The organism is Candidatus Micrarchaeia archaeon (assembly GCA_041650355.1).
GTDB lineage: Archaea > Micrarchaeota > Micrarchaeia > Anstonellales > Bilamarchaeaceae > JAHJBR01.
Genome location: JBAZLI010000005.1, coordinates 1 through 23,136, shown reverse-complemented (window position 1 = coordinate 23,136; position 23,136 = coordinate 1). Strand labels below are relative to the sequence as shown.

Sequence of the window (23,136 nt, the reverse complement as noted above, 5' to 3'; positions counted from 1 at the left end):
GGAAAAGACATCGGCAACATCCTCGGGGGTGGTAGCAAAGGCAAGCCCAGCGTGAAGCGCCCGGCCAGCCTGCAGCCCCAAACCAGCTCCAGCCAAGCCAAGCGCTAGCATTATTACATTTCCCTTCTTTTTCCATTCATGAAATGCATACTCGGCGGAACATTCAACATCCTGCACATCGGCCACGAGCGCCTCCTGAAAGCCGCGCTCGCGTTTGACGAAATCACAATCGGGCTCACAAGCGATTCATACGCAAGGCAGACCAAAGCTTACCCGTTCGTGCCTTACTCAGGGCGCGCGCTCAACCTAGAAAATTTCGTAAAAAATATTTTGAAAAAATCAAAAACCAAAAGGAAATTAGAAATAGTGGAAATAGGCGACAAATACGGCTTCGCGCCCCAGACCGATGCAGACGCGATAATTGTTTCAAGCGAAACCGAATCCGCTGCTGAAGAGATAAACCGCATAAGAAAGTCCAACCGCCGCAAACCATTGCGCATAATCTCCGTTCCCCTTGCCTATGCCGAGGATTTCATAAAAATTTCCGCAAAAAGAATTCACGAAAAGAGAATAGATTTGAAAGGGAAGCGCCTCAAGCCAGTAATTTTCGCGCTCGGTTCCGCAAACCCGAGCAAAAAGCAAGGATTGGCGCAGGGCGCTAAAAAAATATTCAAAAATTCCTCCGTCCGCACCCTGAAAGTCCAATCCAGGATACGCGAGCAGCCATTCGAGCAGGAAACCCTCAAAGGAGCGGAAAATCGGGCCAAATCCGCGTATTCAGCCACGAACGCGGATTTCGGAATCGGATTTGAAAGCGGTTTGTTCAACTTCGGGGATGGTCTTTACGACATAGCGATATGCGCAGTTTTCGACGGTGAAAGGACCACATTCGGAACCAGCATGGGTTTCCAGATGCCCAAACTGGCGATAGAACTGCTAAACCAGCACAAGGATTTAGGCGCGGCGATGTCCGAGCTTACAGGGATAGACAAAATCGGGTACAAGAAAGGGGCAATCCACTACCTCTCGAACGGCGTTTTGACTCGCCAGCAGATGAATGAACAGGCATTTTTGTGCGCGATGATCCCGCGGATAAGCGAAGCTAAAAACCTGTTCAGATATTTTTGAACCTCGGCATAAACCGGCCTACTTATTCCGGCAATCCAGATGGAGTTTCGCACTTCTCATCCAAACACGTTTCAATCGCGCCATCCAGCCCGCTCATTATACCATCCACGCCCCATAAATATGCGTTCCCAATGAACACCATAGGGACGAAAGTTTCGTTCACAGGCACTCCGTAAGCGCTGCAAAATCCCTTATGGATGCTCCATCCTCCACCCTCATCTATATCATGTTCAACCAGCTCAATGCTACTGGCATAATTTTTCATCTCGTTTTCCACCCAGGGCGTCACTTCAGCGCACGCCGAGCATCCCTTTCTGTAAAAGTAAAACAATTTCGGCCTGGCATCGCTGGTGTTGTTGCCCATGCTGATATTCCAGAGTACGCTTGCATTTCCGCCATTGTTTGTATTTTCAAAAACCCAGCCCAAATAACTGTAATTTTCGTTCGTAGTTCCATTGCCAGCCACGCGCGCGTTATTAGAGGCATTTCCAGAATTATTTCCATAACTATTTTCCGCCACGGTCATTTTTTGGCTTCCCAGAACGAATCCAGCAGCAAGAATAAGCAAAAGCGCACCAGCCCAAAGCATCCTGCTTCGCATGCACACAATTTATCCAGGAACTTTAATTTAGTTTTTGTTCGATATTCGCAAAGCCACTGGAAAGCACCCCTTCCTATATTAATATATACTATATATGCTTATATAAGAACAGACAATCGCATTTGCGGTTGAGGTGATATGAATGGCAGAAGAAGACTTTGAAGAAGTAACCAGCGAATCGACTGGTGAATCCGGAACTCAGGCAGAAAGCTCTGCAGGAAGAAGGCCGGATTTGCGCGTAGTCCAGCCCATGACCGACAAGGATGGCAAGACCATATTCAAGGGCGTAGGTGGGATGTGGAAAAACATGAGCAAGAACGGAAACGAGTTTTACACTCTCAAAATCGGCGACCTCAAATTACTGGTTTTCCCGAACACCCCAAGAGACAAACAGAGCGAGCTTTGATTGCAAAATGATGGATGGTGAATTGAATGGCGGCTGAAAAAAAAGACGAGAAAGAGCAGAAATACAAGAAATACGATGATTTGGAGGACCTCCCTGGGATAGGCCCCGCGACAAGCGAAAGGCTCAAGGCCGCTGGCTACAAAGACGTGGCCAGCATAGCGTCCGCGACGCCCCACGAGCTCGCGGAAGTCGGGGATTTCGGCGTGGAAGCCGCGAAAAAAGCGATCGAGACAGCCAAATCCTCCCTTGACATAGGATTCGAGACCGCGGACGTGGTGATGAAGCGGAGGCAGGACATAGGGAAAATAAAAACCAGCTCAAAGGAACTTGACGACCTTCTCGGCGGGGGCGTAGAAACCCAGGCGATAACCGAATTTTTCGGCAGATTTTCAAGCGGAAAATCGCAGGTTGCGTTCCAGCTCGCGGTAAACGTGCAGAGACCCCGCGAGCAGGGTGGCCTCGGAGGAAAAGCCATTTTCATAGACACCGAGAGCACGTTCAGGCCTGACCGCATAGTCCAGATAGCAGAAGCCCAGGGCATGAACCCCGACGAAGTGCTGAAGAACATATACATCCAAAGGGCCGAAAATTCGGACCACCAGATGCTTCTGGCCGAAAAGGCCGAAGCCCTGATAAAAGAGAACAACGTGAAGCTCTTCATCGTGGACTCCCTCACATCCCATTTCCGGGCCGATTACATAGGCCGGGGAGCGCTGAGCGACAGGCAGCAGAAGCTCAACAAGCACATCCATCTCCTCCAGCGCCTTGCGGACAACTACAACCTCGCTATTTATGTGACCAACCAGGTGATGGACAACCCTGCGATAATGTTCGGAGACCCGACCACGCCAATAGGCGGCCATGTGCTCGCACACGCCGCAACCTACCGCGTTTACGTGCGCAAAAGCAAGGAGGACAAGCGCATAGCCAGGCTGGTGGATTCCCCGAACCTTCCTGATGGGGAAAGGGTGTTCAAAGTCACTTCCGAAGGGCTCAAGGATTAGTTCCTGTTTTTTCTTCCCGCCCATTTGTTTTTGCGGGCGGCCCTCACTTCTCGAACCTACAAACCAGCGAAATCCTTCGGCCCCTTCCCGTTCGGGAAAACTTTCTGCCCGGGGCATTTAACCGGCAAACCGCTCTCGCTTGCGATGCGCATCATCTCGCTTACCGGCAGCGCGCGCCTGCACGCCAGGTACGGTATCTTCCCAAAAGCGGTTTCCTCGCGTTCTATGAAGAATTCATGCCTCTGCCTCATCCCGCCTATCACCGCGTTCAGGACCACGCTTTTCTGGGCCAGCACTTCCTCCAGAGCACCCATCCTACAGCCTCACCGCAGTGATTCTCCTGTTTTTAGACGGCAAATCCACGAACCTGGCCGTCCTGGTCCCGCTCACTGAAACAACATCATTGCCCCCAAGCTCTATTATTTTCTGCCCGTCTACTATCAAATCCGCGTCCCCCTCCTCGCTCGCCACCCTCACCTTGCTCAGCGCAGGCACGAGCATGGGCTTCAAAGCCCTCATATATGGGCAGATAGGCACCACCTCCATCAGGTGCGGCACCTTCCCTATGATGAAACCACCTGCAGAATACGCATATCCGGTTGCACCTGTGGGAGTCGCAACTATGATTCCATCCCCGCCGAAATGGTATTCTGCGTTCCCGACGCTGAGCGCAAGCCTGAGGAAGTTGTGCTTTCTCGAGTGCACCACTGCGTCGTTTATCGCCCAGCCCGCATCCCCCGCATTCACCTTCACAGCCAGCGCCACCCTCTCGTCAACCCTAAACCCCTTCATCATCTGCGCGAGTTTCTCCCTCCAGTTCTCCTGGTTGGCCTGGCAGACCTGGCTCTGCCTCCCACCTATGGCAAATATCGCGCCATGAATGCTGTCCTTGTTGTGGAATATCGTCCCGTCGCCCCCGATGATTATGCTCACATCTTCTTCCGCAGGCACAATCCTGTCCGGGCCGAGCAGCTTCTCAATCTCCTGCGCGGTCCTGACCGCCCAATCCTTCAGCGGGTTGGCTATAATCTTGAAAGTGCAGTTCTTCACGTTCGTCTTGGGTTCAGAAATAAACGTCGGTTCAGGCATGCCCATCTCCGCCCGGTCTTTTCCCGGCCCTCTTCCTCCTTGCAACCAGCTCCATCACCGGATGGCCTGCGAACAGTTTCGTGTAGTTCCGGATGAACAGCAGGAACGCCTTCGGGCGCCCAATCACCAGTTTCCCCTCCTTCGGCCTGTTGGGAAAGCCCAGCCGCATGAGCAGTATCTCATCCATGCCCCCGAACCTCTCCAGGTAAACCACTCCACTCTCGCTTATGCCGCCCACCGCGTCGAACAGCCCTGCCAGGTAGCTTGCCGAGTACTCGTTTATGTATTTGTACCTCTCGAGCTTCTCGCTCTCTATCTCCTGGAAGAATTTCCTGTACTTCCCGTGGTAAAAATAGACTTTATTCTCGTCGGAAAGCAGCTTGTCGGAAGCCGTGAGCCCAAGCTCCAGCACTTTCTGCGCGAAAACCTGCTGCAGCTCTTTCCCCCCTTCCATTCCAAGCCCCTCCTTGCTCCTGCGCCTGGACCACATGCCTATCAAGTAAGAAAGTTCAGGAGTGAGCTTTATCTTCATGCAAAATCCCTAGTGGGCGAGCTTCTCCTTCTCAAAAGTGCGGGCATGCGCATCGGTCCTTTTCGGGACCTGGACTTCCCTGTCCATCTGGCCCATCAGCTCCATCGCGAGCAGCTCATCCAGGCTGAATATGAACCTCCTGGCCGCATTGACTGAAAGCGAGTGCCTCCCGAACAGGTCCTCAAGCTCCCTGCTCTCCCCAGCCAAGAACGGCTCTTTTTCCTCAGCTAACCTATGGTTTGCCAATTCGAGCAGGTGCGCGAACCTCTTCACATCCCGCTCGCTTTCGTTCCCGCCCGAAAGCGATGCCAATATCGCCCTGGAAAGCACAAGATTCCTCTTTTTCGTCCTAAGAATCAGCCGTTCGAGCGTCTTGATGTCTTTCTTCGCGAGCTGTCCCATCCTGGCCGCGTGCAGCACCCGATTCGCAAAAGCCTTGAAGGAGTCCCTCAGTTCCATCTTTATCGAATTGAATTGCACTAGCAATCTTTTAAACCATTAGCGCCTGGAAAGCATTTTTCAGTGTGTTATAATAAATGTATAAACGCATATTTAAAAACAAACGAAACGTAATATAAATTATGAAAAACAAAGACGGATCGTGCATATTGGCAAATAATCCAATGGCTCCCCCAATATTCAAATCAAAGGAGCCACTACTCACCAGACAGGATATTTTGCGTTCTTACAGATATCTCACCATCATCCCTGGCATGAAATTACCTAAGCCCGAGGAATTAGAATTAGCCAGGAACATCTACGAGTACGCATGCGACCGCAAAGAAAATGTGGCCGAGGCAGTGCCGTTTTTGAAGTCCGTCCTAGGGCACCCTTCCGCTTATGTTAGGTTCTTCTCAGGCATGGCCCTAGAGCTCCATATTTCTAACCTTTTAGAATCCAACGAAAAGGAGAAAGGAGAGAGCGCACTCGCATTTCTGAGTAGCTCCCTCTCGGAAGAAACCAGCCCGGTTCATATATGGTCGCTAAATTTCCTGCGTTTTAATCCACGTGCAATCACGCGCATTCCAACTCGAGTATTCATAGATATGTTCGGCAGTCCCTCAACTCAAAACCAACAGTTCGCTTTAGTTGCCCTGGAAACACAGTTGGATTGTAAATGCGATATTTCCGAGTCAATCCCAGCTCTAGTCAGTACGGTGCTCAACCTCAACGCAGACCCTTCGACGCGTTTGCCTTCAGCCAACCTGCTAAATACCCTATCTAAATCCCTCCAGTTCCAAGAATACGCAATTCTGCCTTTGGTGAACCTGCTTTCTGAAGAGAGAGTCAGATTTTACACCTCCGACGAACTTAACGCAATCCGTGAAACCGTGCTTTCGACATCTGGATATATTCAGATTCCTGGCTTGGAGGGTGCGCTGGAAAATTGCGCGAGCGCCATCGATTCCAAGGTTTCCTCGCCCGCCGCATGGTTTTTTGGCCCCGGGTGTGCGCGAGACCTCCCGCCAGACAACCCATTCACCGGTTCAAGGAAAATAAATTGACTTTGTGTCGTATATAGTCACTATTTTAAACCGTTAGCAATCAAATGTATCATCAGTTGGGCCTGTAGCTCAGCCCACATATCCCCTTTTTTCTTTAATGCATTTCCCCGTCGTTTCCAAAGAAAAAAGGGTCTGAGTGTTTCACCCCCAAAAAAGAAACTGCCACGGTTTAAAAGCATTATTAACTACAATCCTAATAGTTGGGCCTGTAGCTCAGCCAGGTTAGAGCGATGGTCTTATATGGCGTCCTCTAATACAGGAAACTATAGGACTGTCTGAGTTAGCCATAGGTCCTGAGTTCAAACCCATATCCAGTCGCCGACGATTCGGCGACTGTCTCCCGAAAACCCCAGGTTTTCAGGATCCCCTTTTCTTTTAGTGAATCGCATTTCGAGGGGGTATGGGGAATAGATCTCAGCAGGCCCAATTTTACTTACCCCCGAACCTCTCCGGGTTCTGAGTTGCGAGTTTTGCCGTCGTTAATGTCACAACCAGAAACTCCTTTTTCATCAGGCCCACTTCCTTTTCCTACAGCGTTTTTCCCTGCTGCGCCTCCGTAGCTGCATGAGCAGCCTTCGCGCTCTTCCTTTTGCCCATGATATAAAATCCGACCAGTTGCAGCAGGATGGTTGCCATTCCAAGCGCCACCATTGCTAATTCCGCCGCGTTGGCGAATACCTTGCCCCCAGCAACAGCCACGAACATCCCGCTCGCCTTGAGGAGAAAATGCCCGAAAGAAAGCACGAACGCGATATACGCTAGGCGCTGGATGCCCTTCCAGCTCGGAACATTCCTGAATGCCCAGTCGTTAGAAATCAGGGCCAGCACCGTCAATATCGCGAACGCAACCGCGCCAAGCTGTAGCGGCGCCTGCGCCAGCACATACCCCACGTTGCCTCCCAGCTCGAGCGAGAACGAAACCAGGAAGTGCGCAAGCACGAGGGCAAATGCGGCTATCCCCACCGCCCTCCTGTGCATAAGTAGGGGCCCGAAAGTTGCTGGTGAAATTGCTGAGAGCGGCCCCAGCATTAGAGCAACGCACAATACCATGAAACCAGCGAGCCCGAGGAATCTCGTGAATACCATCGCGGCCGGAACCGGAAACAGCGCGTGGTAAGCAGCTAGCATGGCAAACGCCATAATCAGCAAAAGAAACAAGAGTCCTCCCTTATCCATCAGTCATCCTCCTCTTCCCATTCATCATCATCTTCAAATTTAGTCGCATTCCTCGGATTCGCGGCCGTAGTGTTCGCAATATCCACGCTCTGCCCGATTTCACCTATCTTGTAATCCGCCATGAGCGCATAAGCTTTAGACGAGTGGCCTATCGCCTCAAAGGCGCTGGTTCCATCGCCCCCGCAATAAGATGTATAAGCCGCGCCCCCCGGGTGTTTGGTGAACGCGCTCAAGTCCAGCACATCGTTCCAGAATATGGCCCAGCAATCGGATTCTGCGCTGTGCTTAGCCACTTCCTCCGCAGTCAAAAGCGTTAGATTTCCCCAAGAGCCATTATTCCGCACGCCCGTTCCGCCGGTAAAGCCGGCTTCCCCTGCCGTCACATTCGAATCCGCGCTGCCGCCGCGCTGCCCAGCCTGAACCTGCCCGCCAACAACCCCTATCTCAAAATCCTTCATCCATCCAAGCGCGTAGGCAGAATGGCCCCCTTTTCCGGGCACGTTGTAAAAAGCCTCAGTCGCATTGGTTCCACAATAAGGCGCATATGCCATTCCCCCGGGATGCGCAGTGAACGAGCTAAGGTCCAGCACCGCATCATTTATGTATACCCAGCAGTCCGCCTCGGTATTGTGCTTCGCAATCTCCTGCACGCTGAGCGTTATCGCACTGGGCGCCGAACCATCACCGGTTCCGTTGGCCCCGGCTAATCCAACCCCTGGCTTTGGTTGTGCCGAAAGGTCCTGCGGGTTGACCGTGCAGCCTTGGAGCACCATCAACGCGAGTAGAATCGCAGCCATCGCAAAAATGCTTCTGGAATGCATGCATGGTCGTGCCCACACCTCCTTTATATTAATTTCTCCAAATATTTCTCCAAATATAATGGATTGGGCAGTGCGTGCAAGCGAGTGGTCTGAAATGAGCCGGCTCCCGAAACAGGTGAAACACCCTGGATTTATTTTTGCAAAACCCCCTGTCGTTTTATTTCATCCATGCTAGCCAAAAGCCTCTCTAAAGCGCCCCTCGACAAAAAAGTGGGCATACGCCACATCGTGCTCTCTTCCGGAAAATCCTGGAGCCACCATCTTACCGACAAAGACCGGTTCACAGTTAAAAACAAGCCGAATTACAGAATTTAAACCATTCGCAGCAATTAATGTGCATGGATGAAAAGCAGTTCCGAGACTACCTCTCCGGCTTCGCAGACGCGGACAAAATGCTCTCAGCTCCGGTTCGAGACACCATACGCGTAAACACGCTCAAAATCCCCAAAGCGGAATTTTTCGAAATCACGAAAATAAAGCTCGAACCCACATTTTATGATTGCGGCTTTTACGCGGAAAGCGAGGCCCGCCTCGGCGCGACCTGGGAGTATTTCCTGGGATATATGCACACCCAGTCGCTTTCCTCCATGCTTCCCTCGCTGATTCTCAATCCAAACGAGCGCGACATCGTACTAGATATAGCCGCTTCCCCAGGCTCGAAAACATCGCACCTAGCGATGCTCATGCAGAACAAGGGCGCGATACTCGCGAACGAAGTGAATTGGGAGCGCGGCTCGGCCCTTTTCTCGAATGTCGCCCGCCTCGGAATCCTGAACGCAAAAGTGACCGTGCGCGACGGCACCAAACTGGGAATAAACTCCTATTTCACAAAAGCCCTGGTGGACGCCCCCTGCTCCTCCCTTTCCCAGCCCTATGCATACAAGAAATTCACACCCAACCTCGCATACGAGATGTCCAAGACCCAGAAAAAAATGCTCTTTTCCGCCTACGATTCCCTTCGGGAAGGCGGCGAATTAGTGTATTCCACCTGCACGTACGCGAAAGAAGAAAACGAGGAAACAGTAAAGCTGCTCCTGGAAAAGAGGCCGGAAGCCGGGCTGGCCGGATTGGAATTCGATTTTCCGCACGATTCCGGGCTTTCCGAATACGGAAAGGAATTCAGGAAAACCGCCCGGATTTACCCACACCATTTCAATAGCGAGGGTTTCTTCATAGCCAAGGTGAAAAAGGGATAGCATGAGCCACGTCTCCACGTTCCGCGAATACCTGCGCAGGGAATTCGGCATAACGCTCCCAAGAGAAGTAGTTTTGCAGGAGCAGGAGAACGTGATACGCGTGTTTTCCAAAACGCTCATGATGATGAAGCCGGCAGGGTATATGGGCTTTGTTGCAGGAAAAGTAAGCACGAATGGAATAGAACTCAAGAGCGAGTTCATCCAGCTCTTCGGCAAGCATGCAACAAAGAATACCCTCGAACTGGACGAAATCCAGGCGAAAAGCTTCGTGGAAAATGATTTCGTCGAAATCCGGAACCCGGCAGATTCCGCGGCCGGTTCAACCGGAAGCGGATGGAAAATCGCAAAATCCGGAACCCACGTGCTCGGGATCGGAAGATTGAGGGATGGAAAATTATATCCGGACTTCATAGGGAAAGGAAGGAAGCGCGCAGAAAATTCCCTGGTCCCAGCAAAAAAGCAATCCATTTAAGCCGTCCGCGACAAATTTTGTGCAGGTGATTGAATGAAAAAGGCGCTCGCATTCGCATTTTTATCTGTTCTATTGCTGGCAGGCTGCATAGGCCAGCCAGCCAATTCAAACGAAGAGCTGGCACTTGAGAAGGCGCAGGATTTCGTAATGGACGACGAGACATACGCGTTTGACGGCATGGTCGGAACCCTGAAGCACGTCAACACCACTACGCTCAAATGCCCTGATTGCTGGATATTCACATTCACTTTCGTGTCCAGCAGCGGAGGCTATGGAAACAGGACTGGCCAGCAGGTCCTCACAGTCCTCACGCCGCATACCGCGGTAATCCAAATAACTGGCGGAAACATAACTTCCGCTTACTTGGACAAGAAGTGGAACATGCTCACCGAAGCCATGCTTCCAAGGCCACTTGCCGGCGAAGGCGAGTTCTGCGGAGGTATAGCCGCATTCCAGTGCGAATCCGGCCTCGAATGCAGGCTCGACGGAACGTACCCGGACGCAGGAGGCACGTGCATTCGCGGCTGACTCCCACCGCTTTTAAAATTCTCACGCGCAATTACCTTCGGTCAGCATGCTTTCTGAAACAGACAGGGAGGATTTCATTCAATCCGGCAGGATAACCGCCAAAGTAAGGGATGAATCCAAAAGCCTGATAATGGTGGATGAATCTCTCCTAGACATAGCCGAAACCATAGAGCAGATGATAGCTGGCGAAGGGGCAAAGTGCGCCTTTCCAGCAACGATATCAGTAAACGAGAAGGCAGCCCATTTCAGCCCAGAGACCAACTGCGACCTGCTGCTCACTGAAAATGACGTGGTAAAGGTTGATTTAGGTGCCTCGCTGAACGATGCGCTCACCGACACCGCCTACACTGTCGACCTTTCCAACAACCAAACCAAGTTAGTGGGGGCAAGCGAGAAGGCGCTTGCGGAAGCGATAAAGCTCATGGTTCCCGGAACCCACGTATCCGACGTCTCAGCGGCCATAGAAGACACCATAAAATCCTTCGGCTTCCACCCGATTTCCAATCTCAGCGGCCACATGATACGGAAAGGAATCCTGCATGCAGGCGTGGACATCCCGGCAGTCCGCAACTCCAGCCCCTATGTCCTTGAGGAAGGCGACATATTCGCCATAGAGCCGTTCGCAAGCACAGGAAGCGGATTCGTCCAGGACACGGATCAGGTGGAGATATTTTCCCTAATCAACCCGAAGCCCCTGCGCCTTCCGCAGGCGCGCAAAATCCAGGAGTACATAATGCGCGAGCGCGTCCTCCTCCCGTTCGCGCAGAGGTGGCTCGATTCAGCTGGCTTCTCCAGGCTCATGGTCGGGACCGCGCTCAAGGAGATGATAGCGCAGCGCATCCTGGTTTCATACCCAGTGCTCAAGGATTCCGGCGACGGGCTGGTGAGCCAGGCAGAGCACACGATTCTTGTTTCGGAAAAGCCTCTCGTGCTCACCAAATAGGTCTTCGCATGCCCTACTCGGAAAGGAAATTCTATTCGCAGCTCGTGGAGCTTCTGCGCACCGCGGACGTGGCGATAGAGATGGTGGATGCGCGCTTTCCAGAGGAAACCCGCATAGGCAAGCTCGAGCGCAGGTTCGGCAAAAAAATCCTTGTGGTCGCTTCAAAATCCGATTTGATTCCGAAGGAGCGCCGGCTTCCCAGATTCATCTACTTCAGCTCGCGCACCCGCGAAGGCGCAGGGGAAATAATATCCCGGGCGCGCAAAATTGCGCTCGAAAACCCATACCGCAAGACCAAGGAAGGCAAAATCGTGGTTTTCGGGATTCCCAACGTGGGCAAGTCCTCGCTCATAAACACGCTCAGGAAGAAATACTCGGCCAAGACCGGCTTCAGGGCCGGGCTCACCAAAGGGCCCCAGTGGATACGCCTTTCCAAAGACCTGATGCTCTGCGACACCGCCGGAGTCTATGAAATAGGCGAGAACGACAAGTCCCTCGCGCTCAAGAGCGCTCTCGACGTAACCGAGATGGACAAGCCCGAGCAGGCAGCAGCCGAACTAATCTCAAAATCGTTTTCCCTCTCCCCGAACCCGCTCCTCAGGCACTACGGGATTTCTTCAGCCACTGATGCCGAGGACGTGCTCGAGCAGATTGCGAAAAAGCGCGGCCTGCTCAAAAAGCAGGGTGTACTGAACGTCACAGAAGCCGCGAAAGTGCTCATCCGCGACTTCCAGAAAGGAAAGTTCGTTTTTTAGAATAAAATCGGGCTCGGCAGGATTCCTGGGCGACCGCCCCTTCCAGCATTTTAGGTGAAACGGCCTGAACCCACAACCGCCCGGTCTCTCCTTGAAAGAGAGACTCTGGACCGCGATTGGTCCAGGGCAATCCGAAGCCGGGCGCGCTATCCATTGCGCCACGAGCCCGCACAATATTCTGCACTTCGCATGCTTTTAAACAGATTGCCCGAAATTCCATTATGGACGAAAAAGTGCGTTCGGAAAAGGACCTGCAGAAGCTCGCGGAAATAATCCAGTATTTCAAAGCCCGCCCCTATTCCAAAAACTACCTGCCCCAGCTCGCGCATGCGCAAAACTATCTCAGGGACTCCGAGCATTACCACCTGAAAGGCGACCATTTCTCCTCTTTCGGGTGCGCGAACTACGCCTACGGAATCCTGGAAGGCATACTGCTCAAAGAGGAAGGCAAAACGTTCCACGAGCTGGCTGAAAAATGATTCACCTCAAGAAATCCCTTGGCCAGCATTTCCTGCGCGACACGAACATGCTTGCGAAAGAGGCACGCCTTCTCGGACCGCAGGGCAAAACCGTGCTTGAAATAGGCCCTGGCGACGGCAGGCTCACAGAGCAGCTCCTCACCGCAGGCGCGAAGCAGGTGATAGCAGTCGAGAAGGATTTTTCCCTGGTAAAAGTTCTCGAGGGGAAATTCAAGGGCCGCCCTGTGCACATCATACACGCGGACTTTCTCGAAATAAGCCCTGCTAAACTCGGAAAAATCCACAAAATAATCGGCAACATCCCATACTACATCTCCAGCCCCATCCTATTCAAACTTAGGGAGTTCGAATTCGAAAATGCGCTCCTTATGGTCCAGGAGGAATTCGCGCGCAAGATGGTCGCACAGCCCGGAACTTCCGGCTACGGGCGCCTCAGCGTCACCTCCCAGCTTTTCTACAGCGTCAAATACGTGCAGAAGGTGCGCCGCAGCCTTTTCTTCCCTGCCCCGAAAGTGGATTCAGCAATCATTCTGCTGGAAAAAAAGCAGGTTCAGGGCACAGAGGCACTGGAAGGCACGATACGCTCCATCTTCCAGCATAAAAACCGGACCGTGCGCAACGCCCTGCTTTCCTCTGGATTCGAAAAGGAAGGGCTCGAAATTCTCGGAGACGCGCTCAAAAAGCGGCCCCGCGAGCTAACGCTGGACGAAATAAAGCAGATTTCTGAGAAGATTGCCGGAAAAATCCCAGTTAAGCCGGGTTAAATTGAAAGACAAAAACAAAAATTAAAAACGGATTCGCATCTGCGAGCGTCATTCTGCTTAGAATTTGCTCGGCTTGTGCTTCCTGTAGCAGTCCCTGCAGTAAACAGGTCTGCCTTCCTTGGGCTGGAACGGCACTTTGCAGGCAGCTCCGCAATCAGAGCAAACTGCATCATACATTGGCCTATCCGAACCGGATTCGTACGTCATTTTTTCACCTAATTGTTTAGAACACCCAGCTCAGAAGAATTAGGTTCAGCAATCTTTTGGATCGCCTCTACTCTACCACTCTGCTCTTGGCGCACCCACTTGGAGCGCTTGTCTAAACTGTATCCTATTGCGAATCGCTGGTATATAAACATATGCATTTCCCAGGCTTTCCCCAATTTCCCAGCTCATGCCCAGAAAATCCTGGTCCTCGTGCGCATCACTATAATCCTGGCCCCGGCGGCTTTCAGCTCCCTCCTGAGCGCTATGTCGTTCGTGCAAACGATGGTTCCGGGATTTTCTGCGCAATACTCCGCTATCCATCTGTCCGCATTAGTTTCCGCGCTTTTTATGGTTTTTATCTTCTTCCTCGCAATCCCTTCGAGTGCAACCCGCGCCGCCACCCCTTCCTTGCCCCTCCCTCTCGCAAGCCCCTTCAATTCGTGCACTATCGCATCAGAAACCGCAAGCTCGTGCGGTCCTTCGATGAGCCTCTCCAGCTCTTCCATGATGTTTATCCTGAACTGGTGTGGTATGAGCAGGAAATTCGTGTCCAGTATGACCGTTCTCATAATCTAACCCGCAATTCCCCTTGCCATCTTATCAGGGTCAAACACTTCTATATCCCCATATCCCTGCCCGGTAGTCACGTACACCACTGGAACCCTGGTGACCCTGGATATTGAAATCACCGTGCCTCCTTTCGCGTCGCAATCCAGCTTGGTGAGCACGATTCCGTCCAGCCTGAGCTCCTGGTTGAACGCCTGGACCTGCTCGATTACCGCGTTCCCGGCCAGGCTCTCCCCCACATACAGTTTTATCTCCGGGCTTATCACCCGCACCATCTTCTTCAGTTCGTTCAGCAGGTTCTGGTTGGTTTCCTGCCTCCCGGCAGTATCTACAAGCACCACGTCCAGCCCGTGCGCCTTCGCGTGATTTACCGCGTCGTACGCCACCGAAGTCGGGTCAGCCCCGTATTTCCCCTTTATCACCCTGACTCCGAGTTTCTGCCCGTGTATCTCCATCTGCTCTATCGCCGCGGCCCTGAACGTGTCCGCGGCAGCAATAACCACCCCATACCCGGAGTTCTTGAGCATGCGGGCTATCTTCGCTATTGTGGTGGTCTTTCCGCTTCCGTTCGGCCCTGCGAACATGATTGTAATCGGCCTTTTTCCGTCCTTCCCAAGCCTTTCCTCTATCGTCTCCCCTTTTTTCTCAGCCATTATGTCCCTGATTGATTTGTGGAACACGCTCGCAATCTGCCCCTGGAGCTCGGTTTTCTTAACCTTCTTCCCAACCAGCTCCTTCCCAAGCTCGTCCTTTATCTGTTCGGCAACCTCGTAAGCCACGTCCGCCTCGAGCAGTTCCAATTCAAAATCCGAAAGCGCGTCCTTCACGTCCTTCTCCCCAAGCTCCACCTCGTTCGAGAACAGGGATTTCACCTGGCTCACCAGGCTGAGCTTCACCTTCCCCTCTGGCTTCTCCTTGGCTTCCCTAGCCTCATGCGGTTTCTCCGGCGCTTCGGCAACCACAGTATTTTCCGGCTTCTCTTTAGCCCCGCTTTTGACCGGCTCCGGCATTTCAACGTGCTTCGGGACCTCCCGCTTCACCTGCGTGTCCGGCTTGGCTGTCTCAGCCACCTTCTCGATTTTTGCCCCAGCTTTTTCCTCCTCCTTGATTTCAGGTTTAACTTCCTTGTGACTCTTAAGAATTTGAACTGGGGCATGCAGCACTTTCTCAGATTTAACTGGTTCTTTCGCGATTGCTTTCCCCGCAGCCTTCGCTGCAGTTTCCTCCTTAGTGCCTGGCCGCCCAATCTTTTCTTCAATCCGCTCCTTTACAGCCTGCTCAGGCGCGGCTATCTCTTTTGCTTCTTTTTCCGCGCGAGCCTCCAACCTTTCAGGTTTCCCTATGGCAAAATCAGTTTCAACTCCTGCTTTCATCCCTTCTTTCCGCGCCACTTGTTCAACATCAACTAGGATTTCCCTCCCAGCTCCGGCTTTCTCTTCCCTGGGCTTCGCAGGTTCCTCCTTCTTCTGCTCCGGCTTGCCGGCAATCCGGTCCACCAGCCCGGAAATTTTCTTCTTGAGAAAGTCGAACATGCGGTTTCACTCTATTCACAAGCCGCCCTGCCCGCGCGATTTGGCGTTCATCGCATCTATCTTCCCGCCCACTTCGTACAGCTTGGCATTTATCTTCTCGAATTCGGCGCGCAGCTTCTCCATCGCGCCCTGGGTGGTCTGCATCCTTTTCTTTATCTCCTCTATCGCCTCGTGCTTCTTCATCCCGGTCATGTAGCCTGCGCCCACTGGCATGAGCACCTCTGTAGAACTCAGCTTCGCGCCCATCATGGCACCTGCCCCTATAGGCACGAAAATCTGCTCCTCCCTGAGCGCCTCCACGGCCCTGAGCGAGCTTTCCAGCTCCATCGCGGTCATGTTGATGCGCTCAATCTCGTTCTGGAGCAGCCTGAGCTGTTCGCCGTACACTCTCGCCTCGTACATCATCCGCTGCGTTTCCTCGGCCATTATCCCACCTTGGAAACGCTCTCAATCTTCACTTTGTTCCTGTTCAACCCGTTGGCAGAGCCGAAAAGCGAATACACTAAATCCTTTGCGTGGTTTTCGCTCTTCGCATCAACCTCTTTTTTGAAGCTTCTCGTCCCGTTCCTCAATTCCCCAGTTCCGCTTACCGCGAATTTCATGCAATCACCTATCATCATCCGATTTTTGCCCCTGGGGCGATTTCCCTGTCCACAGTGAGCAGGGCAATCTCAGCATCCCCTGCCGCGAGCAGCATTCCCTGGGATTCCAGCCCCGCGAGCTTCCTATAGTCCAAATTCGTTACCAGCACAACACTCTTCCCGACCAAACCCTCCGGCTCATACTCCCTCCCTATTCCGGCGATAACCTGCCTTTTCTCAGCTCCGACGTCCACCAATAGCTTCAGCAGCTTGTTCGAGCCCTCCACTCTTGTGCATTCGAGCACGCGCGCCACGCGCAAATCCAGCTTCGCGAACTCCTCATATGCGACCATCCAATCACTTCACGTAGCCCAGCGCCCCGGCCACCTTGCCCATCTCAAAGCCCGTGGTGCTTTCCCCGACCGCGAAGCCGTTCTTGTTGTGCACCACGCCCAATCCGACAAATCCCGCGCCTCCATTCACAGTGCCCTTGTCCCCGGGGACCTTGAGCGCTTCCTCCACTTCCTGGAGCTCCTTTTCAGCTATTGCATAGTGCGCCAGGAATCCATCCGCACTGGACGCGCACGCGCTCCCGACCGTGGTGTGCCCTGCCAGCGAGACCGGCGCCATCTCCACTCCGAGCGCATCCTCCATCTTCTTCCTCTCGGCAGAGTCCACGCGTGGATTCACAATGCCCCTTTTGTCATTCACGCACAGGTTGTTCCCGTGCGCGTTGTTCAATTCGCGCGAAACGAACACGTTCAAGCCCTCCTTTTTCAGCTCCAGCCGCTCGCTTTCTTCAATCACATTGGGAAGCACAATCCCGTTGTTGTTCATCGCAGTGTATATCCCAACCAAATTGGAATTGGCCATCGAAACTCGCACAGCCCGCACCTTCAACTCATTTTCGAGCGCATCAACCACCTTGTCCGGGGCGTCGAGCGGCGCAAGGAGCACGCTGTCGTTGGCCCTGAAAAACAGGCCTATGAAAGAATTTCCATAGTACGAGGTGCGCAGCATAAACCCACTGTCAGACTCCGCCCTTGACCGGCTCCTGCTTCCCAATCTGTCTAGGAGTATCTCTCTTCACCTGCGCATCCTGCTTTGTCGCAGTCTCGGCCTTCTTCTCGGCTGATTTAGCCTCGGTTTTTTTCTCCTCCTTCTTAGCCTCAGGCTTCGCTTCCTTCCCTTCCTGCGCAGTTTTTGGTTTTTCCTCCTTCTTAGCCTCAGGTTTCTTTACCACTTCATCAGGCAGGTACGCCCTTGCGAACCCCTCTTCCTTCACAACTTTTATCTTTATCCTTCTCGGCGGCTTCTGGATGCCGTTCCTCCACAGCACCGAGTTGAGCGCCTCGGAAACCCGCACCATTCCGGAATCAACTTTCGCATGCCTTGAAACGAAAGCCCGGACAATGGAAACTGCCCTCCTCACCCGCTTGGTCCTCACATAGCTAAATGCATCCCTGAGCGGTATAGTGTAGATTTTTTCCTCTGCCATCGCAATCACCATTCATTCGACTTGAGCTTGTGCGTCCTCCACGCCCTCCTCTTCGCGTTCTGCGTGACCTTCCTCTTGGTCCTTATGGCCACGAAGATGGGCAGGCGCCTGTTCTGCCTGGTGGCTTTGCTGAGCCGCCTCCTTTTCTCATGCGTTTTTTTGGTCATCATAACACCCTATTTCCTATCAAACGTTATTTTCGTCTCGCGCTCCCCGCCTTTCAGGCGCCTCAGCACGAGCAGCACCTCCCGCTCCCCGAGCCTTCGCCCCAGGCGCTGATACACCCCTGCGCACCCCTGCACCGCCTGCGCGTAAAGTTCAGGGCTCGCGAGCTTGACATTCATCATCCTGTCGTATCCGCTGTCGTCCAGCATGGCGCGCATCGCAGCCTTCACCTGCTCCTCGGCTTTCTGCGCTTCCTGAAGCTCCTTCAGCCTCTTCATCCTGGCCTGCTCGATGTCCTCCATGGCACCTCAACCTTTCTTTACCTCCTTGGCGCAGTTGTCGAGCAGTTTTCTCCCCTTGGGGGTGAGCTTCCTGCCCTTCTTGATTCCTTTCTCCACCTTTTCCATGAAGCCGGCCTTCTCTAAAGCCTGGAACGCCTTCCTTATGGTCGAGCCTCCGGCCTTCGCGTGCCTCTCGGGCCTCACGCCCCTGTTTTTCACAGAGCCGTAATGGTCTCTGAGCTTGCGCACGCCGACAGTGTTCCTTACATATGCCTGCCTCATCACTGAGGCGCACCTTATATAAAAGAAATCCGGCTGTTCCGGCGGCCTTTCGTTGTGCGCCCCGCTCTTCACGAGGCCCACGAACTCCGGGGCCACCACTCCAGCTTCCTTCAGCTTGCCTGCGACGCTCGCCATGAGCCTGTTCGTATCTACATCCAATGCACTTGCCATCCTATCATCTCCCGGTTCACAAAGAACCAAACCAAACACTACTATTACATCTCTCTCCGTCGTGGAATAAAATTAGCACAGCCTTGGTAAACCGTGCTTGGTTGGGAATATACTTTAATAGAGAAACGCTTAAAAACCGTTGGCTGGCCCCACCAACAGCCCTACGAAGCCCGTTTCCCGCGCCAATTCCAGCAAAGCAATTAAAGCAGTTTGCAGGTTATTCTTCCAGGTGCTCTTATGTCTGTTTACGACTTAATCATAATAGGCGGAGGCCCTGCCGGCCTCACGGCAGCGCTTTACGCCTCGCGCTCGGGTCTCAAAACCCTGGTCTTAGAGAAGGGCGCTTTGGGAGGCCAGGTAGCCAGCACGGCGGTAATAGAGAACTATCCGGGCTTCGAATCCCTCTCAGGCCCGCAGCTCACCGAACTGATGGCCAGCCACGCCAAAAAATTCGGGGCGGAAATAATGGAATTCACCGATGTACTCGGCATCGAGCTGGAAGGCCCGGTGAAGAAAATACAAACCTCGAACGGGACCTTCGAGGCAAGAACCGTAATAATAGCGAGCGGAAGCAAGGAGAAAAAACTCGGGATTCCAGGCGAAGAGGAGCTCAAGGGCAAAGGGGTAAGCTATTGCGCCACCTGCGACGCCCCGTTCTTCAAAAACAAAGACATCCTGGTAATCGGAGGCGGGAACTCCGCGCTCGAGGAAGCCAACTACCTGGCCAAATTCGCCAATTCAGTGACCATAATGCACAGGCGCAGCGAATTCCGCGCTGAAAAAGCTGTCCAGGACAAGGTGAAATCCAACCCGAAGATAAAATTCCTTCTGGACAGCGTGGCCGAAGCGATAACCGGAACTAAAAGCGTGGAATCCATGAAAGTGAGGAACGTGAAAACCAACTCGCTCTCGGAAATAAAAACCCAGGGCGTTTTCGTCTACGTGGGGTGGATTCCAAACACCGAGTTCCTAAAAGGAGCGCTCAACCTGGACAAATACGGCTTCATCGTGGTTGACGAGGAACAGCGCACCAATGTTCCGGGCGTTTTCGCTGCCGGCGACGTCACCAACTCCAGGGTGAAGCAGGTCACCACAGCCACAGGGGACGGCACGGTTTCCGCGGTTTCCGCAACTAAATTCCTCGCGGGTGGCTGAATGCTTTATCTCCTGGCCGCAATGGCCCTTGCATTCGTAGCCCAGCTTGTAATTCCAGGCTTCACCGAGCTTTTCTACCTGGACCCCTCCAAGCCGCTCGAGCTCTGGCGCCTCGTGACCTCCATATTCATGCACGGCGGCATAGAGCATCTGTTCTTCAACGCGCTCTCGCTTTTCTTCTTCGCGCCGCCGCTCATGCGCATCGCAGGAAAGAGGGAAATGTACAAGATATTCTTCCTCGGCGGCATAGTGGGAAATCTCCTCTACCTCGCATTCGTTTTCGCAGGCATCACGTCGCCGGCTCCAGCGCTAGGCGCGAGCGGGGCCATCTTCGCAATCCTGGGGGCGGTCGCGCTGTTCGAGCCGGACAGCTTCGTTTACCTGTATTTCTTCCCGATGAAGATGAAGTACGCGGTCGCGTTCTGGGTATTCATAAACATCCTGTACGTAACTCCTGCAGGGCAAGCGAGCGGAATCGGAGGGGCTGCCCACCTGGGCGGTTTATTTTTCGGCCTCCTCTATGCTCATTATCTAAAGGGAAAACGCTCCTCCGAATGGTCCTACTCGTTTCCCGGCCCTTGATACAAATCAATTCTGAAAAAACAGTTCCATCTCTTTCTTCGCTTCCGAATCGCTCATCTGCTTCGGCGGATGCTTCATCAAATACGCGGAAGGCCCTATGAGCGCACCCCCAACTTTTTTCTCCAGCGCGACTTTCGCAATCCTCACCGCATCAGCGATTATTCCTCCGGCATTCGCCTTGTCGTCCACATCCAGCCTTATTTCCATATTGTACGGAATATCCGCCCACATCTTCCCCTCCAGTCTCATGAACGCTATTTTCGTGTTCCCCAGAAAAGGCACGAAATCCGACGGCCCTATGTGTATGTCGTCAGCAGGCAAAGGGCGCTTCAGCTGGCTCTGCACGCTCTCTGTTTTTGAAATCTTCTTACTTTCTAGCCTTTCCCTTTCCAGCATGTTCCTGAAATCCGTGTTCCCGCCCACATTGAGCTGGTAAGTCCTGCTCAATTCAGCACCCCTGTCCTGGGTGAGCTTCGCAAGCACCCTGTGCACAATGGTGGCGCCAATCATCCCTTTCATGTCATCCCCGATTACCGGGATTCCAGCCTGCGCGAATTTTTTCTCCCACTTCAGCCCTGAAGCTATGAACACAGGTATCGCGTTTATGAACGCAACCCTTGTTTTCAGCGCAATTTCTGCCCAAAATTCAGTCGCCTTCTGGCTCCCCACTGGGAGGTAATTCACAAGTATTTCAGCCCCGCTCCTCTTTATCTCCCCAACTATCTCCTTTTCCAGTTCCTCCGCAGGCCTTTCCTTCGCCGGCTCAATAATCTTTGAAAGATATTTTCCCAATCCGTCGTAAAGCGGCCCCTGCCTCACCACAACCCCGCTTTTGGGCAGCTTCACCCAGTTCACTAAATTGGGCTTCACGTACAGCGCCTCGTCCAGCGTTTTCCCCACCTTATTTTTATCCACATCAAAAGCGCACACCACTTCGATATCGCGCACGTCGTAGCCCCCTATGTCCTGATGCATTATCCCGACCACTTCGCGCTCAGGATGCTGTCTGTAATACTCGATTCCCTGTATGAAGCCTGAAGCGCAGTTTCCCGCGCCGATAATTCCAATTTTTATCTTCCCTGCCATGCGTACACCATCATTTTTGTTAACTATATAATGATTTGTTATATAGTTTAAAATTTATAACCTTTAGCCCAGCTTCCGCTAACCTAATTCACTCGAAATTCTAAAAAAGAAGAATTATGAAATCAGCGCCCTGAGCACGCCCACGAGCTGCGGCCTTCCCCCAAGCACCTTCGCGACCGGCCCTGCGAACTTTCCCTGCATCACCAAATCCAAATCAGGGTAAGTTATGGTGTTGAATATGTGCTTGAAATCATCATCGCTCATGTTCTCGAGCACCTTCCTGAGGAGGAGCCTCTTCTCCACCTTCTTCCCTGGGTCGGCCCTCCACATCTTCTCGTATTCGTACAGCTTCTGCTTCGAGAAATCCCCCTTCTCAATCGCCTCGTTCGCAACCTTCGCAGCCATTACCCCTGCCTCAAGCGCGAGTGCGATTCCGCCCCCGTGTATGGGGTCCACCTGCTTTGCCGCAGTCCCGACCACCATAATATTATCATCAACGAATTTATCCAAGGGAGCCCCGACGCTTATCACTCCCCCGAAATCCACCAGCGTGCTCGCGTCCTTCAATTTAGGATTATTCGCGATGAAATCGTCAAGCAGTATTTTCGGCCCTGCGCCCATTATCCCGCTGTTCTTCTTCCACTTCGCGAGATTCGCCCCTATTCCGATTCCCACATTCGCTTTCTTGTCCTTCTTCGGGAATATCCACACGTAGCCCCGCGGGGCAATCTCGTTCCCGAAATAAAGCTCAATCAAGTTCTCGTGCTCGTACTCCTGCATCTCATATTGATAACACGTGTCAACATCATACAAATTATGCACCGTCTTGAATCCCGCTTTCCTTGCGATGTGCGCCTCCATCCCTTCCGCGCTTATCACCAGCGGGGCGCTCACATCGTATGCATCCTTCCCGTATTTCTCCATCCTCACTCCATCTATTTTCCCATCTTTCTTCACGAGGTCCACTGCCCTAGTGTAAACCTTCACTTCGGCTCCCTCGTGCACCGCAAGTTCCGCGAGCCATTTGTCGAACATCTTCCTCTCCAGCACCCACCCATGGGTGTCCTTGCTTTTCCAGACGATTTCCTTTCCGTTGGGCCCCACAACTTTCGCGCCAAGAATAGGAGTTGAAATGACCTCTTTCGGAAGCTCGAGCCCCATGGCAACCACTTCCCGCTCCCCGAGCCCTTCGCCGCATCTCACCGGGCTTCCTACATCCTTCCTCTTGTCTATCACAAGCACGTCCTTCCCATTCTGCGCAAGCAATCTAGCAACTGTGCTTCCAGCAGGCCCTGCCCCTATTACTATCGCGTCGTAATCGTATCCGTTCTTAGCCATCAGCACCACCATTCAGAGTTTCTTCCTCGCCTCGGCAGGCAAGTCCTTCACATCCTTTACTCCTTTATGGAGAGTAATCACGTTCGCAGGGCACGCCTTTATACACAGCCCGCAGTCAGTGCATTTTTCCGGGTAAGTCTTGATTCTCGTTCCGATGAGCTCGACGGCCCCGAACGGGCACACAGAAGCGCATCCGACGCAAATCACGCAGCCAGCATGGTCAATGGTTATCATCAAATCACCTTGCATATAAACGCATTACTCTAAGCTGCCAAATATTTTAAAACTCGGG

Annotated in this window: 34 protein-coding genes and 1 tRNA gene; 13 read left to right on the top strand and 22 right to left on the bottom strand. The window is 52.9% G+C overall.

Annotated features, from left to right (window positions below; translation table 11 throughout):
* Positions 1 to 138 precede the first annotated feature (138 nt).
* On the top strand, positions 139 to 1,128 hold the full coding sequence (yjjX, locus tag WC488_00905) for an inosine/xanthosine triphosphatase (protein MFA5076968.1): 990 nt from the start codon (positions 139 to 141) through the stop codon (positions 1,126 to 1,128).
* A 22-nt stretch (positions 1,129 to 1,150) separates the two neighbouring features.
* Here the strand turns inward: yjjX and WC488_00900 are convergent, their stop codons facing one another.
* Positions 1,151 to 1,492: a hypothetical protein gene (locus tag WC488_00900; protein ID MFA5076967.1), complete on the bottom strand. Its 342-nt coding sequence runs from the start codon at positions 1,490 to 1,492 to the stop codon at positions 1,151 to 1,153.
* A 379-nt stretch (positions 1,493 to 1,871) separates the two neighbouring features.
* Here WC488_00900 and WC488_00895 point away from each other — a divergent pair, with 379 nt between their 5' ends.
* Entirely contained in the window at positions 1,872 to 2,135 is a 264-nt protein-coding gene (locus WC488_00895) for a hypothetical protein (GenBank protein MFA5076966.1), read from the top strand.
* Positions 2,136 to 2,161: 26 nt separating this feature from the next.
* Positions 2,162 to 3,139, top strand: coding sequence for a DNA repair and recombination protein RadA (gene radA, locus WC488_00890; GenBank protein ID MFA5076965.1), 978 nt, complete (start codon positions 2,162 to 2,164; stop codon positions 3,137 to 3,139).
* Positions 3,140 to 3,195: 56 nt separating this feature from the next.
* Here the strand turns inward: radA and WC488_00885 are convergent, their stop codons facing one another.
* The 4 genes from WC488_00885 to WC488_00870 are packed head-to-tail and all read right to left on the bottom strand — an operon-like array spanning position 3,196 to position 5,219.
* Positions 3,196 to 3,453 carry a hypothetical protein gene (locus WC488_00885; GenBank protein MFA5076964.1) on the bottom strand — a complete coding sequence of 86 codons (258 nt, stop codon included), beginning with the start codon at positions 3,451 to 3,453 and terminating at the stop codon, positions 3,196 to 3,198.
* Position 3,454: 1 nt separating this feature from the next.
* Complete coding sequence (locus WC488_00880; GenBank protein ID MFA5076963.1) at positions 3,455 to 4,228, bottom strand: hypothetical protein; 774 nt, start codon at positions 4,226 to 4,228, stop codon at positions 3,455 to 3,457.
* Positions 4,221 to 4,760 (bottom strand): hypothetical protein, encoded by a 540-nt coding sequence (locus tag WC488_00875; protein MFA5076962.1) that lies wholly within the window; start codon positions 4,758 to 4,760, stop codon positions 4,221 to 4,223. The genes WC488_00880 and WC488_00875 overlap by 8 nt, the downstream gene beginning before the upstream one ends.
* 9 nt (positions 4,761 to 4,769) lie before the next feature.
* On the bottom strand, positions 4,770 to 5,219 hold the full coding sequence (locus WC488_00870) for a hypothetical protein (protein MFA5076961.1): 450 nt from the start codon (positions 5,217 to 5,219) through the stop codon (positions 4,770 to 4,772).
* Positions 5,220 to 5,341: 122 nt separating this feature from the next.
* Here WC488_00870 and WC488_00865 point away from each other — a divergent pair, with 122 nt between their 5' ends.
* Positions 5,342 to 6,265 (top strand): hypothetical protein, encoded by a 924-nt coding sequence (locus tag WC488_00865; GenBank protein MFA5076960.1) that lies wholly within the window; start codon positions 5,342 to 5,344, stop codon positions 6,263 to 6,265.
* 528 nt (positions 6,266 to 6,793) lie between these two features.
* On the opposite strand, the gene WC488_00860 is transcribed toward WC488_00865, so the two are convergent.
* Together WC488_00860 and WC488_00855 are read right to left on the bottom strand one after the other, a co-directional pair.
* Positions 6,794 to 7,405: a ferric reductase-like transmembrane domain-containing protein gene (locus WC488_00860; GenBank protein ID MFA5076959.1), complete on the bottom strand. Its 612-nt coding sequence runs from the start codon at positions 7,403 to 7,405 to the stop codon at positions 6,794 to 6,796.
* 35 nt (positions 7,406 to 7,440) lie between these two features.
* Complete coding sequence (locus tag WC488_00855; protein MFA5076958.1) at positions 7,441 to 8,262, bottom strand: cytochrome b5 domain-containing protein; 822 nt, start codon at positions 8,260 to 8,262, stop codon at positions 7,441 to 7,443.
* A gap of 338 nt (positions 8,263 to 8,600) precedes the next feature.
* On the opposite strand from WC488_00855, the gene WC488_00850 reads away from it, so the two are divergent.
* From WC488_00850 to WC488_00830, 5 genes are read left to right on the top strand one after another with little or no spacing between them, the layout of a single operon-like run.
* Positions 8,601 to 9,458 (top strand): RsmB/NOP family class I SAM-dependent RNA methyltransferase, encoded by an 858-nt coding sequence (locus WC488_00850; protein MFA5076957.1) that lies wholly within the window; start codon positions 8,601 to 8,603, stop codon positions 9,456 to 9,458.
* A 1-nt stretch (position 9,459) separates the two neighbouring features.
* The gene (locus tag WC488_00845; GenBank protein ID MFA5076956.1) at positions 9,460 to 9,930 is read left to right on the top strand and encodes a hypothetical protein; all 471 of its coding nucleotides are present in this window, start codon (positions 9,460 to 9,462) and stop codon (positions 9,928 to 9,930) included.
* A gap of 33 nt (positions 9,931 to 9,963) precedes the next feature.
* Entirely contained in the window at positions 9,964 to 10,458 is a 495-nt protein-coding gene (locus tag WC488_00840) for a hypothetical protein (protein ID MFA5076955.1), read from the top strand.
* A gap of 46 nt (positions 10,459 to 10,504) precedes the next feature.
* Entirely contained in the window at positions 10,505 to 11,401 is an 897-nt protein-coding gene (map, locus tag WC488_00835) for a type II methionyl aminopeptidase (protein ID MFA5076954.1), read from the top strand.
* Positions 11,402 to 11,409: 8 nt separating this feature from the next.
* Positions 11,410 to 12,156 (top strand): GTPase, encoded by a 747-nt coding sequence (locus tag WC488_00830; protein ID MFA5076953.1) that lies wholly within the window; start codon positions 11,410 to 11,412, stop codon positions 12,154 to 12,156.
* Between the two features lie 8 nt (positions 12,157 to 12,164).
* Here the strand turns inward: WC488_00830 and WC488_00825 are convergent.
* Positions 12,165 to 12,324 (bottom strand) — tRNA-Arg (locus WC488_00825).
* Positions 12,325 to 12,377: 53 nt separating this feature from the next.
* Between WC488_00825 and WC488_00820 the strand changes: the two genes are divergently transcribed.
* Positions 12,378 to 12,635, top strand: coding sequence for a DUF357 domain-containing protein (locus WC488_00820; protein ID MFA5076952.1), 258 nt, complete (start codon positions 12,378 to 12,380; stop codon positions 12,633 to 12,635).
* Positions 12,632 to 13,399 carry a 16S rRNA (adenine(1518)-N(6)/adenine(1519)-N(6))-dimethyltransferase RsmA gene (gene rsmA, locus WC488_00815; GenBank protein ID MFA5076951.1) on the top strand — a complete coding sequence of 256 codons (768 nt, stop codon included), beginning with the start codon at positions 12,632 to 12,634 and terminating at the stop codon, positions 13,397 to 13,399. The genes WC488_00820 and rsmA overlap by 4 nt, the downstream gene beginning before the upstream one ends.
* A 57-nt stretch (positions 13,400 to 13,456) precedes the next feature.
* Here the strand turns inward: rsmA and WC488_00810 are convergent, their stop codons facing one another.
* The 11 genes from WC488_00810 to WC488_00760 form a co-directional block, all read right to left on the bottom strand.
* A complete protein-coding gene (locus WC488_00810) occupies positions 13,457 to 13,606 on the bottom strand; it encodes a CxxC-x17-CxxC domain-containing protein (protein MFA5076950.1) in 150 nt (49 codons plus the stop codon).
* 185 nt (positions 13,607 to 13,791) lie between these two features.
* Positions 13,792 to 14,175, bottom strand: coding sequence for a PIN domain-containing protein (locus WC488_00805; protein MFA5076949.1), 384 nt, complete (start codon positions 14,173 to 14,175; stop codon positions 13,792 to 13,794).
* A gap of 3 nt (positions 14,176 to 14,178) precedes the next feature.
* Positions 14,179 to 15,705 (bottom strand): signal recognition particle-docking protein FtsY, encoded by a 1,527-nt coding sequence (ftsY, locus tag WC488_00800; protein MFA5076948.1) that lies wholly within the window; start codon positions 15,703 to 15,705, stop codon positions 14,179 to 14,181.
* 15 nt (positions 15,706 to 15,720) lie between these two features.
* Positions 15,721 to 16,131 carry a prefoldin subunit alpha gene (gene pfdA, locus WC488_00795; protein ID MFA5076947.1) on the bottom strand — a complete coding sequence of 137 codons (411 nt, stop codon included), beginning with the start codon at positions 16,129 to 16,131 and terminating at the stop codon, positions 15,721 to 15,723.
* Positions 16,131 to 16,307, bottom strand: coding sequence for a 50S ribosomal protein L18Ae (gene rpl18a / locus WC488_00790; GenBank protein MFA5076946.1), 177 nt, complete (start codon positions 16,305 to 16,307; stop codon positions 16,131 to 16,133). The genes pfdA and rpl18a overlap by 1 nt, the downstream gene beginning before the upstream one ends.
* A 14-nt stretch (positions 16,308 to 16,321) precedes the next feature.
* Positions 16,322 to 16,639, bottom strand: coding sequence for a methionine--tRNA ligase subunit beta (metG, locus tag WC488_00785; protein ID MFA5076945.1), 318 nt, complete (start codon positions 16,637 to 16,639; stop codon positions 16,322 to 16,324).
* Between the two features lie 4 nt (positions 16,640 to 16,643).
* Positions 16,644 to 17,306 (bottom strand): translation initiation factor IF-6, encoded by a 663-nt coding sequence (locus tag WC488_00780; protein MFA5076944.1) that lies wholly within the window; start codon positions 17,304 to 17,306, stop codon positions 16,644 to 16,646.
* 10 nt (positions 17,307 to 17,316) lie between these two features.
* A complete protein-coding gene (locus WC488_00775; GenBank protein ID MFA5076943.1) occupies positions 17,317 to 17,784 on the bottom strand; it encodes a 50S ribosomal protein L31e in 468 nt (155 codons plus the stop codon).
* A gap of 5 nt (positions 17,785 to 17,789) precedes the next feature.
* A complete protein-coding gene (locus WC488_00770) occupies positions 17,790 to 17,951 on the bottom strand; it encodes a 50S ribosomal protein L39e (GenBank protein MFA5076942.1) in 162 nt (53 codons plus the stop codon).
* Positions 17,952 to 17,960: 9 nt separating this feature from the next.
* Entirely contained in the window at positions 17,961 to 18,251 is a 291-nt protein-coding gene (locus WC488_00765) for a DNA-binding protein (protein MFA5076941.1), read from the bottom strand.
* 6 nt (positions 18,252 to 18,257) lie between these two features.
* The gene (locus WC488_00760) at positions 18,258 to 18,683 is read right to left on the bottom strand and encodes a 30S ribosomal protein S19e (protein ID MFA5076940.1); all 426 of its coding nucleotides are present in this window, start codon (positions 18,681 to 18,683) and stop codon (positions 18,258 to 18,260) included.
* Between the two features lie 237 nt (positions 18,684 to 18,920).
* On the opposite strand from WC488_00760, the gene trxB reads away from it, so the two are divergent.
* Positions 18,921 to 19,838 carry a thioredoxin-disulfide reductase gene (gene trxB / locus WC488_00755; protein MFA5076939.1) on the top strand — a complete coding sequence of 306 codons (918 nt, stop codon included), beginning with the start codon at positions 18,921 to 18,923 and terminating at the stop codon, positions 19,836 to 19,838.
* Positions 19,839 to 20,420 carry a rhomboid family intramembrane serine protease gene (locus WC488_00750; protein MFA5076938.1) on the top strand — a complete coding sequence of 194 codons (582 nt, stop codon included), beginning with the start codon at positions 19,839 to 19,841 and terminating at the stop codon, positions 20,418 to 20,420. It abuts the gene before it with no gap.
* A gap of 6 nt (positions 20,421 to 20,426) precedes the next feature.
* Here the strand turns inward: WC488_00750 and WC488_00745 are convergent, their stop codons facing one another.
* The 3 genes from WC488_00745 to WC488_00735 form a co-directional block, all read right to left on the bottom strand.
* Complete coding sequence (locus WC488_00745; protein MFA5076937.1) at positions 20,427 to 21,506, bottom strand: inositol-3-phosphate synthase; 1,080 nt, start codon at positions 21,504 to 21,506, stop codon at positions 20,427 to 20,429.
* 114 nt (positions 21,507 to 21,620) lie between these two features.
* Positions 21,621 to 22,844 (bottom strand): NAD(P)/FAD-dependent oxidoreductase, encoded by a 1,224-nt coding sequence (locus tag WC488_00740; protein ID MFA5076936.1) that lies wholly within the window; start codon positions 22,842 to 22,844, stop codon positions 21,621 to 21,623.
* Positions 22,845 to 22,856: 12 nt separating this feature from the next.
* Positions 22,857 to 23,078, bottom strand: coding sequence for a 4Fe-4S dicluster domain-containing protein (locus tag WC488_00735; GenBank protein MFA5076935.1), 222 nt, complete (start codon positions 23,076 to 23,078; stop codon positions 22,857 to 22,859).
* Positions 23,079 to 23,136: the final 58 nt, after the last annotated feature.

Excerpts from the sequence above, each read along its gene's own strand:
- yjjX (MFA5076968.1), top strand. The coding sequence starts at position 139 with ATGAAATGCATACTCGGCGGAACATTCAACATCCTGCACATCGGCCAC.
- WC488_00900 (MFA5076967.1), bottom strand. The coding sequence starts at position 1,492 with ATGGGCAACAACACCAGCGATGCCAGGCCGAAATTGTTTTACTTTTAC.
- WC488_00895 (MFA5076966.1), top strand. The coding sequence starts at position 1,872 with ATGGCAGAAGAAGACTTTGAAGAAGTAACCAGCGAATCGACTGGTGAA.
- radA (MFA5076965.1), top strand. The coding sequence starts at position 2,162 with ATGGCGGCTGAAAAAAAAGACGAGAAAGAGCAGAAATACAAGAAATAC.
- WC488_00885 (MFA5076964.1), bottom strand. The coding sequence starts at position 3,453 with ATGGGTGCTCTGGAGGAAGTGCTGGCCCAGAAAAGCGTGGTCCTGAAC.
- WC488_00880 (MFA5076963.1), bottom strand. The coding sequence starts at position 4,228 with ATGCCTGAACCGACGTTTATTTCTGAACCCAAGACGAACGTGAAGAAC.
- WC488_00875 (MFA5076962.1), bottom strand. The coding sequence starts at position 4,760 with ATGAAGATAAAGCTCACTCCTGAACTTTCTTACTTGATAGGCATGTGG.
- WC488_00870 (MFA5076961.1), bottom strand. The coding sequence starts at position 5,219 with ATGGAACTGAGGGACTCCTTCAAGGCTTTTGCGAATCGGGTGCTGCAC.
- WC488_00865 (MFA5076960.1), top strand. The coding sequence starts at position 5,342 with ATGAAAAACAAAGACGGATCGTGCATATTGGCAAATAATCCAATGGCT.
- WC488_00860 (MFA5076959.1), bottom strand. The coding sequence starts at position 7,405 with ATGGCGTTTGCCATGCTAGCTGCTTACCACGCGCTGTTTCCGGTTCCG.
- WC488_00855 (MFA5076958.1), bottom strand. The coding sequence starts at position 8,262 with ATGCATTCCAGAAGCATTTTTGCGATGGCTGCGATTCTACTCGCGTTG.
- WC488_00850 (MFA5076957.1), top strand. The coding sequence starts at position 8,601 with ATGGATGAAAAGCAGTTCCGAGACTACCTCTCCGGCTTCGCAGACGCG.
- WC488_00845 (MFA5076956.1), top strand. The coding sequence starts at position 9,460 with ATGAGCCACGTCTCCACGTTCCGCGAATACCTGCGCAGGGAATTCGGC.
- WC488_00840 (MFA5076955.1), top strand. The coding sequence starts at position 9,964 with ATGAAAAAGGCGCTCGCATTCGCATTTTTATCTGTTCTATTGCTGGCA.
- map (MFA5076954.1), top strand. The coding sequence starts at position 10,505 with ATGCTTTCTGAAACAGACAGGGAGGATTTCATTCAATCCGGCAGGATA.
- WC488_00830 (MFA5076953.1), top strand. The coding sequence starts at position 11,410 with ATGCCCTACTCGGAAAGGAAATTCTATTCGCAGCTCGTGGAGCTTCTG.
- WC488_00820 (MFA5076952.1), top strand. The coding sequence starts at position 12,378 with ATGGACGAAAAAGTGCGTTCGGAAAAGGACCTGCAGAAGCTCGCGGAA.
- rsmA (MFA5076951.1), top strand. The coding sequence starts at position 12,632 with ATGATTCACCTCAAGAAATCCCTTGGCCAGCATTTCCTGCGCGACACG.
- WC488_00810 (MFA5076950.1), bottom strand. The coding sequence starts at position 13,606 with ATGACGTACGAATCCGGTTCGGATAGGCCAATGTATGATGCAGTTTGC.
- WC488_00805 (MFA5076949.1), bottom strand. The coding sequence starts at position 14,175 with ATGAGAACGGTCATACTGGACACGAATTTCCTGCTCATACCACACCAG.
- ftsY (MFA5076948.1), bottom strand. The coding sequence starts at position 15,705 with ATGTTCGACTTTCTCAAGAAGAAAATTTCCGGGCTGGTGGACCGGATT.
- pfdA (MFA5076947.1), bottom strand. The coding sequence starts at position 16,131 with ATGGCCGAGGAAACGCAGCGGATGATGTACGAGGCGAGAGTGTACGGC.
- rpl18a (MFA5076946.1), bottom strand. The coding sequence starts at position 16,307 with ATGAAATTCGCGGTAAGCGGAACTGGGGAATTGAGGAACGGGACGAGA.
- metG (MFA5076945.1), bottom strand. The coding sequence starts at position 16,639 with ATGGTCGCATATGAGGAGTTCGCGAAGCTGGATTTGCGCGTGGCGCGC.
- WC488_00780 (MFA5076944.1), bottom strand. The coding sequence starts at position 17,306 with ATGCTGCGCACCTCGTACTATGGAAATTCTTTCATAGGCCTGTTTTTC.
- WC488_00775 (MFA5076943.1), bottom strand. The coding sequence starts at position 17,784 with ATGGCAGAGGAAAAAATCTACACTATACCGCTCAGGGATGCATTTAGC.
- WC488_00770 (MFA5076942.1), bottom strand. The coding sequence starts at position 17,951 with ATGACCAAAAAAACGCATGAGAAAAGGAGGCGGCTCAGCAAAGCCACC.
- WC488_00765 (MFA5076941.1), bottom strand. The coding sequence starts at position 18,251 with ATGGAGGACATCGAGCAGGCCAGGATGAAGAGGCTGAAGGAGCTTCAG.
- WC488_00760 (MFA5076940.1), bottom strand. The coding sequence starts at position 18,683 with ATGGCAAGTGCATTGGATGTAGATACGAACAGGCTCATGGCGAGCGTC.
- trxB (MFA5076939.1), top strand. The coding sequence starts at position 18,921 with ATGTCTGTTTACGACTTAATCATAATAGGCGGAGGCCCTGCCGGCCTC.
- WC488_00750 (MFA5076938.1), top strand. The coding sequence starts at position 19,839 with ATGCTTTATCTCCTGGCCGCAATGGCCCTTGCATTCGTAGCCCAGCTT.
- WC488_00745 (MFA5076937.1), bottom strand. The coding sequence starts at position 21,506 with ATGGCAGGGAAGATAAAAATTGGAATTATCGGCGCGGGAAACTGCGCT.
- WC488_00740 (MFA5076936.1), bottom strand. The coding sequence starts at position 22,844 with ATGGCTAAGAACGGATACGATTACGACGCGATAGTAATAGGGGCAGGG.
- WC488_00735 (MFA5076935.1), bottom strand. The coding sequence starts at position 23,078 with ATGATAACCATTGACCATGCTGGCTGCGTGATTTGCGTCGGATGCGCT.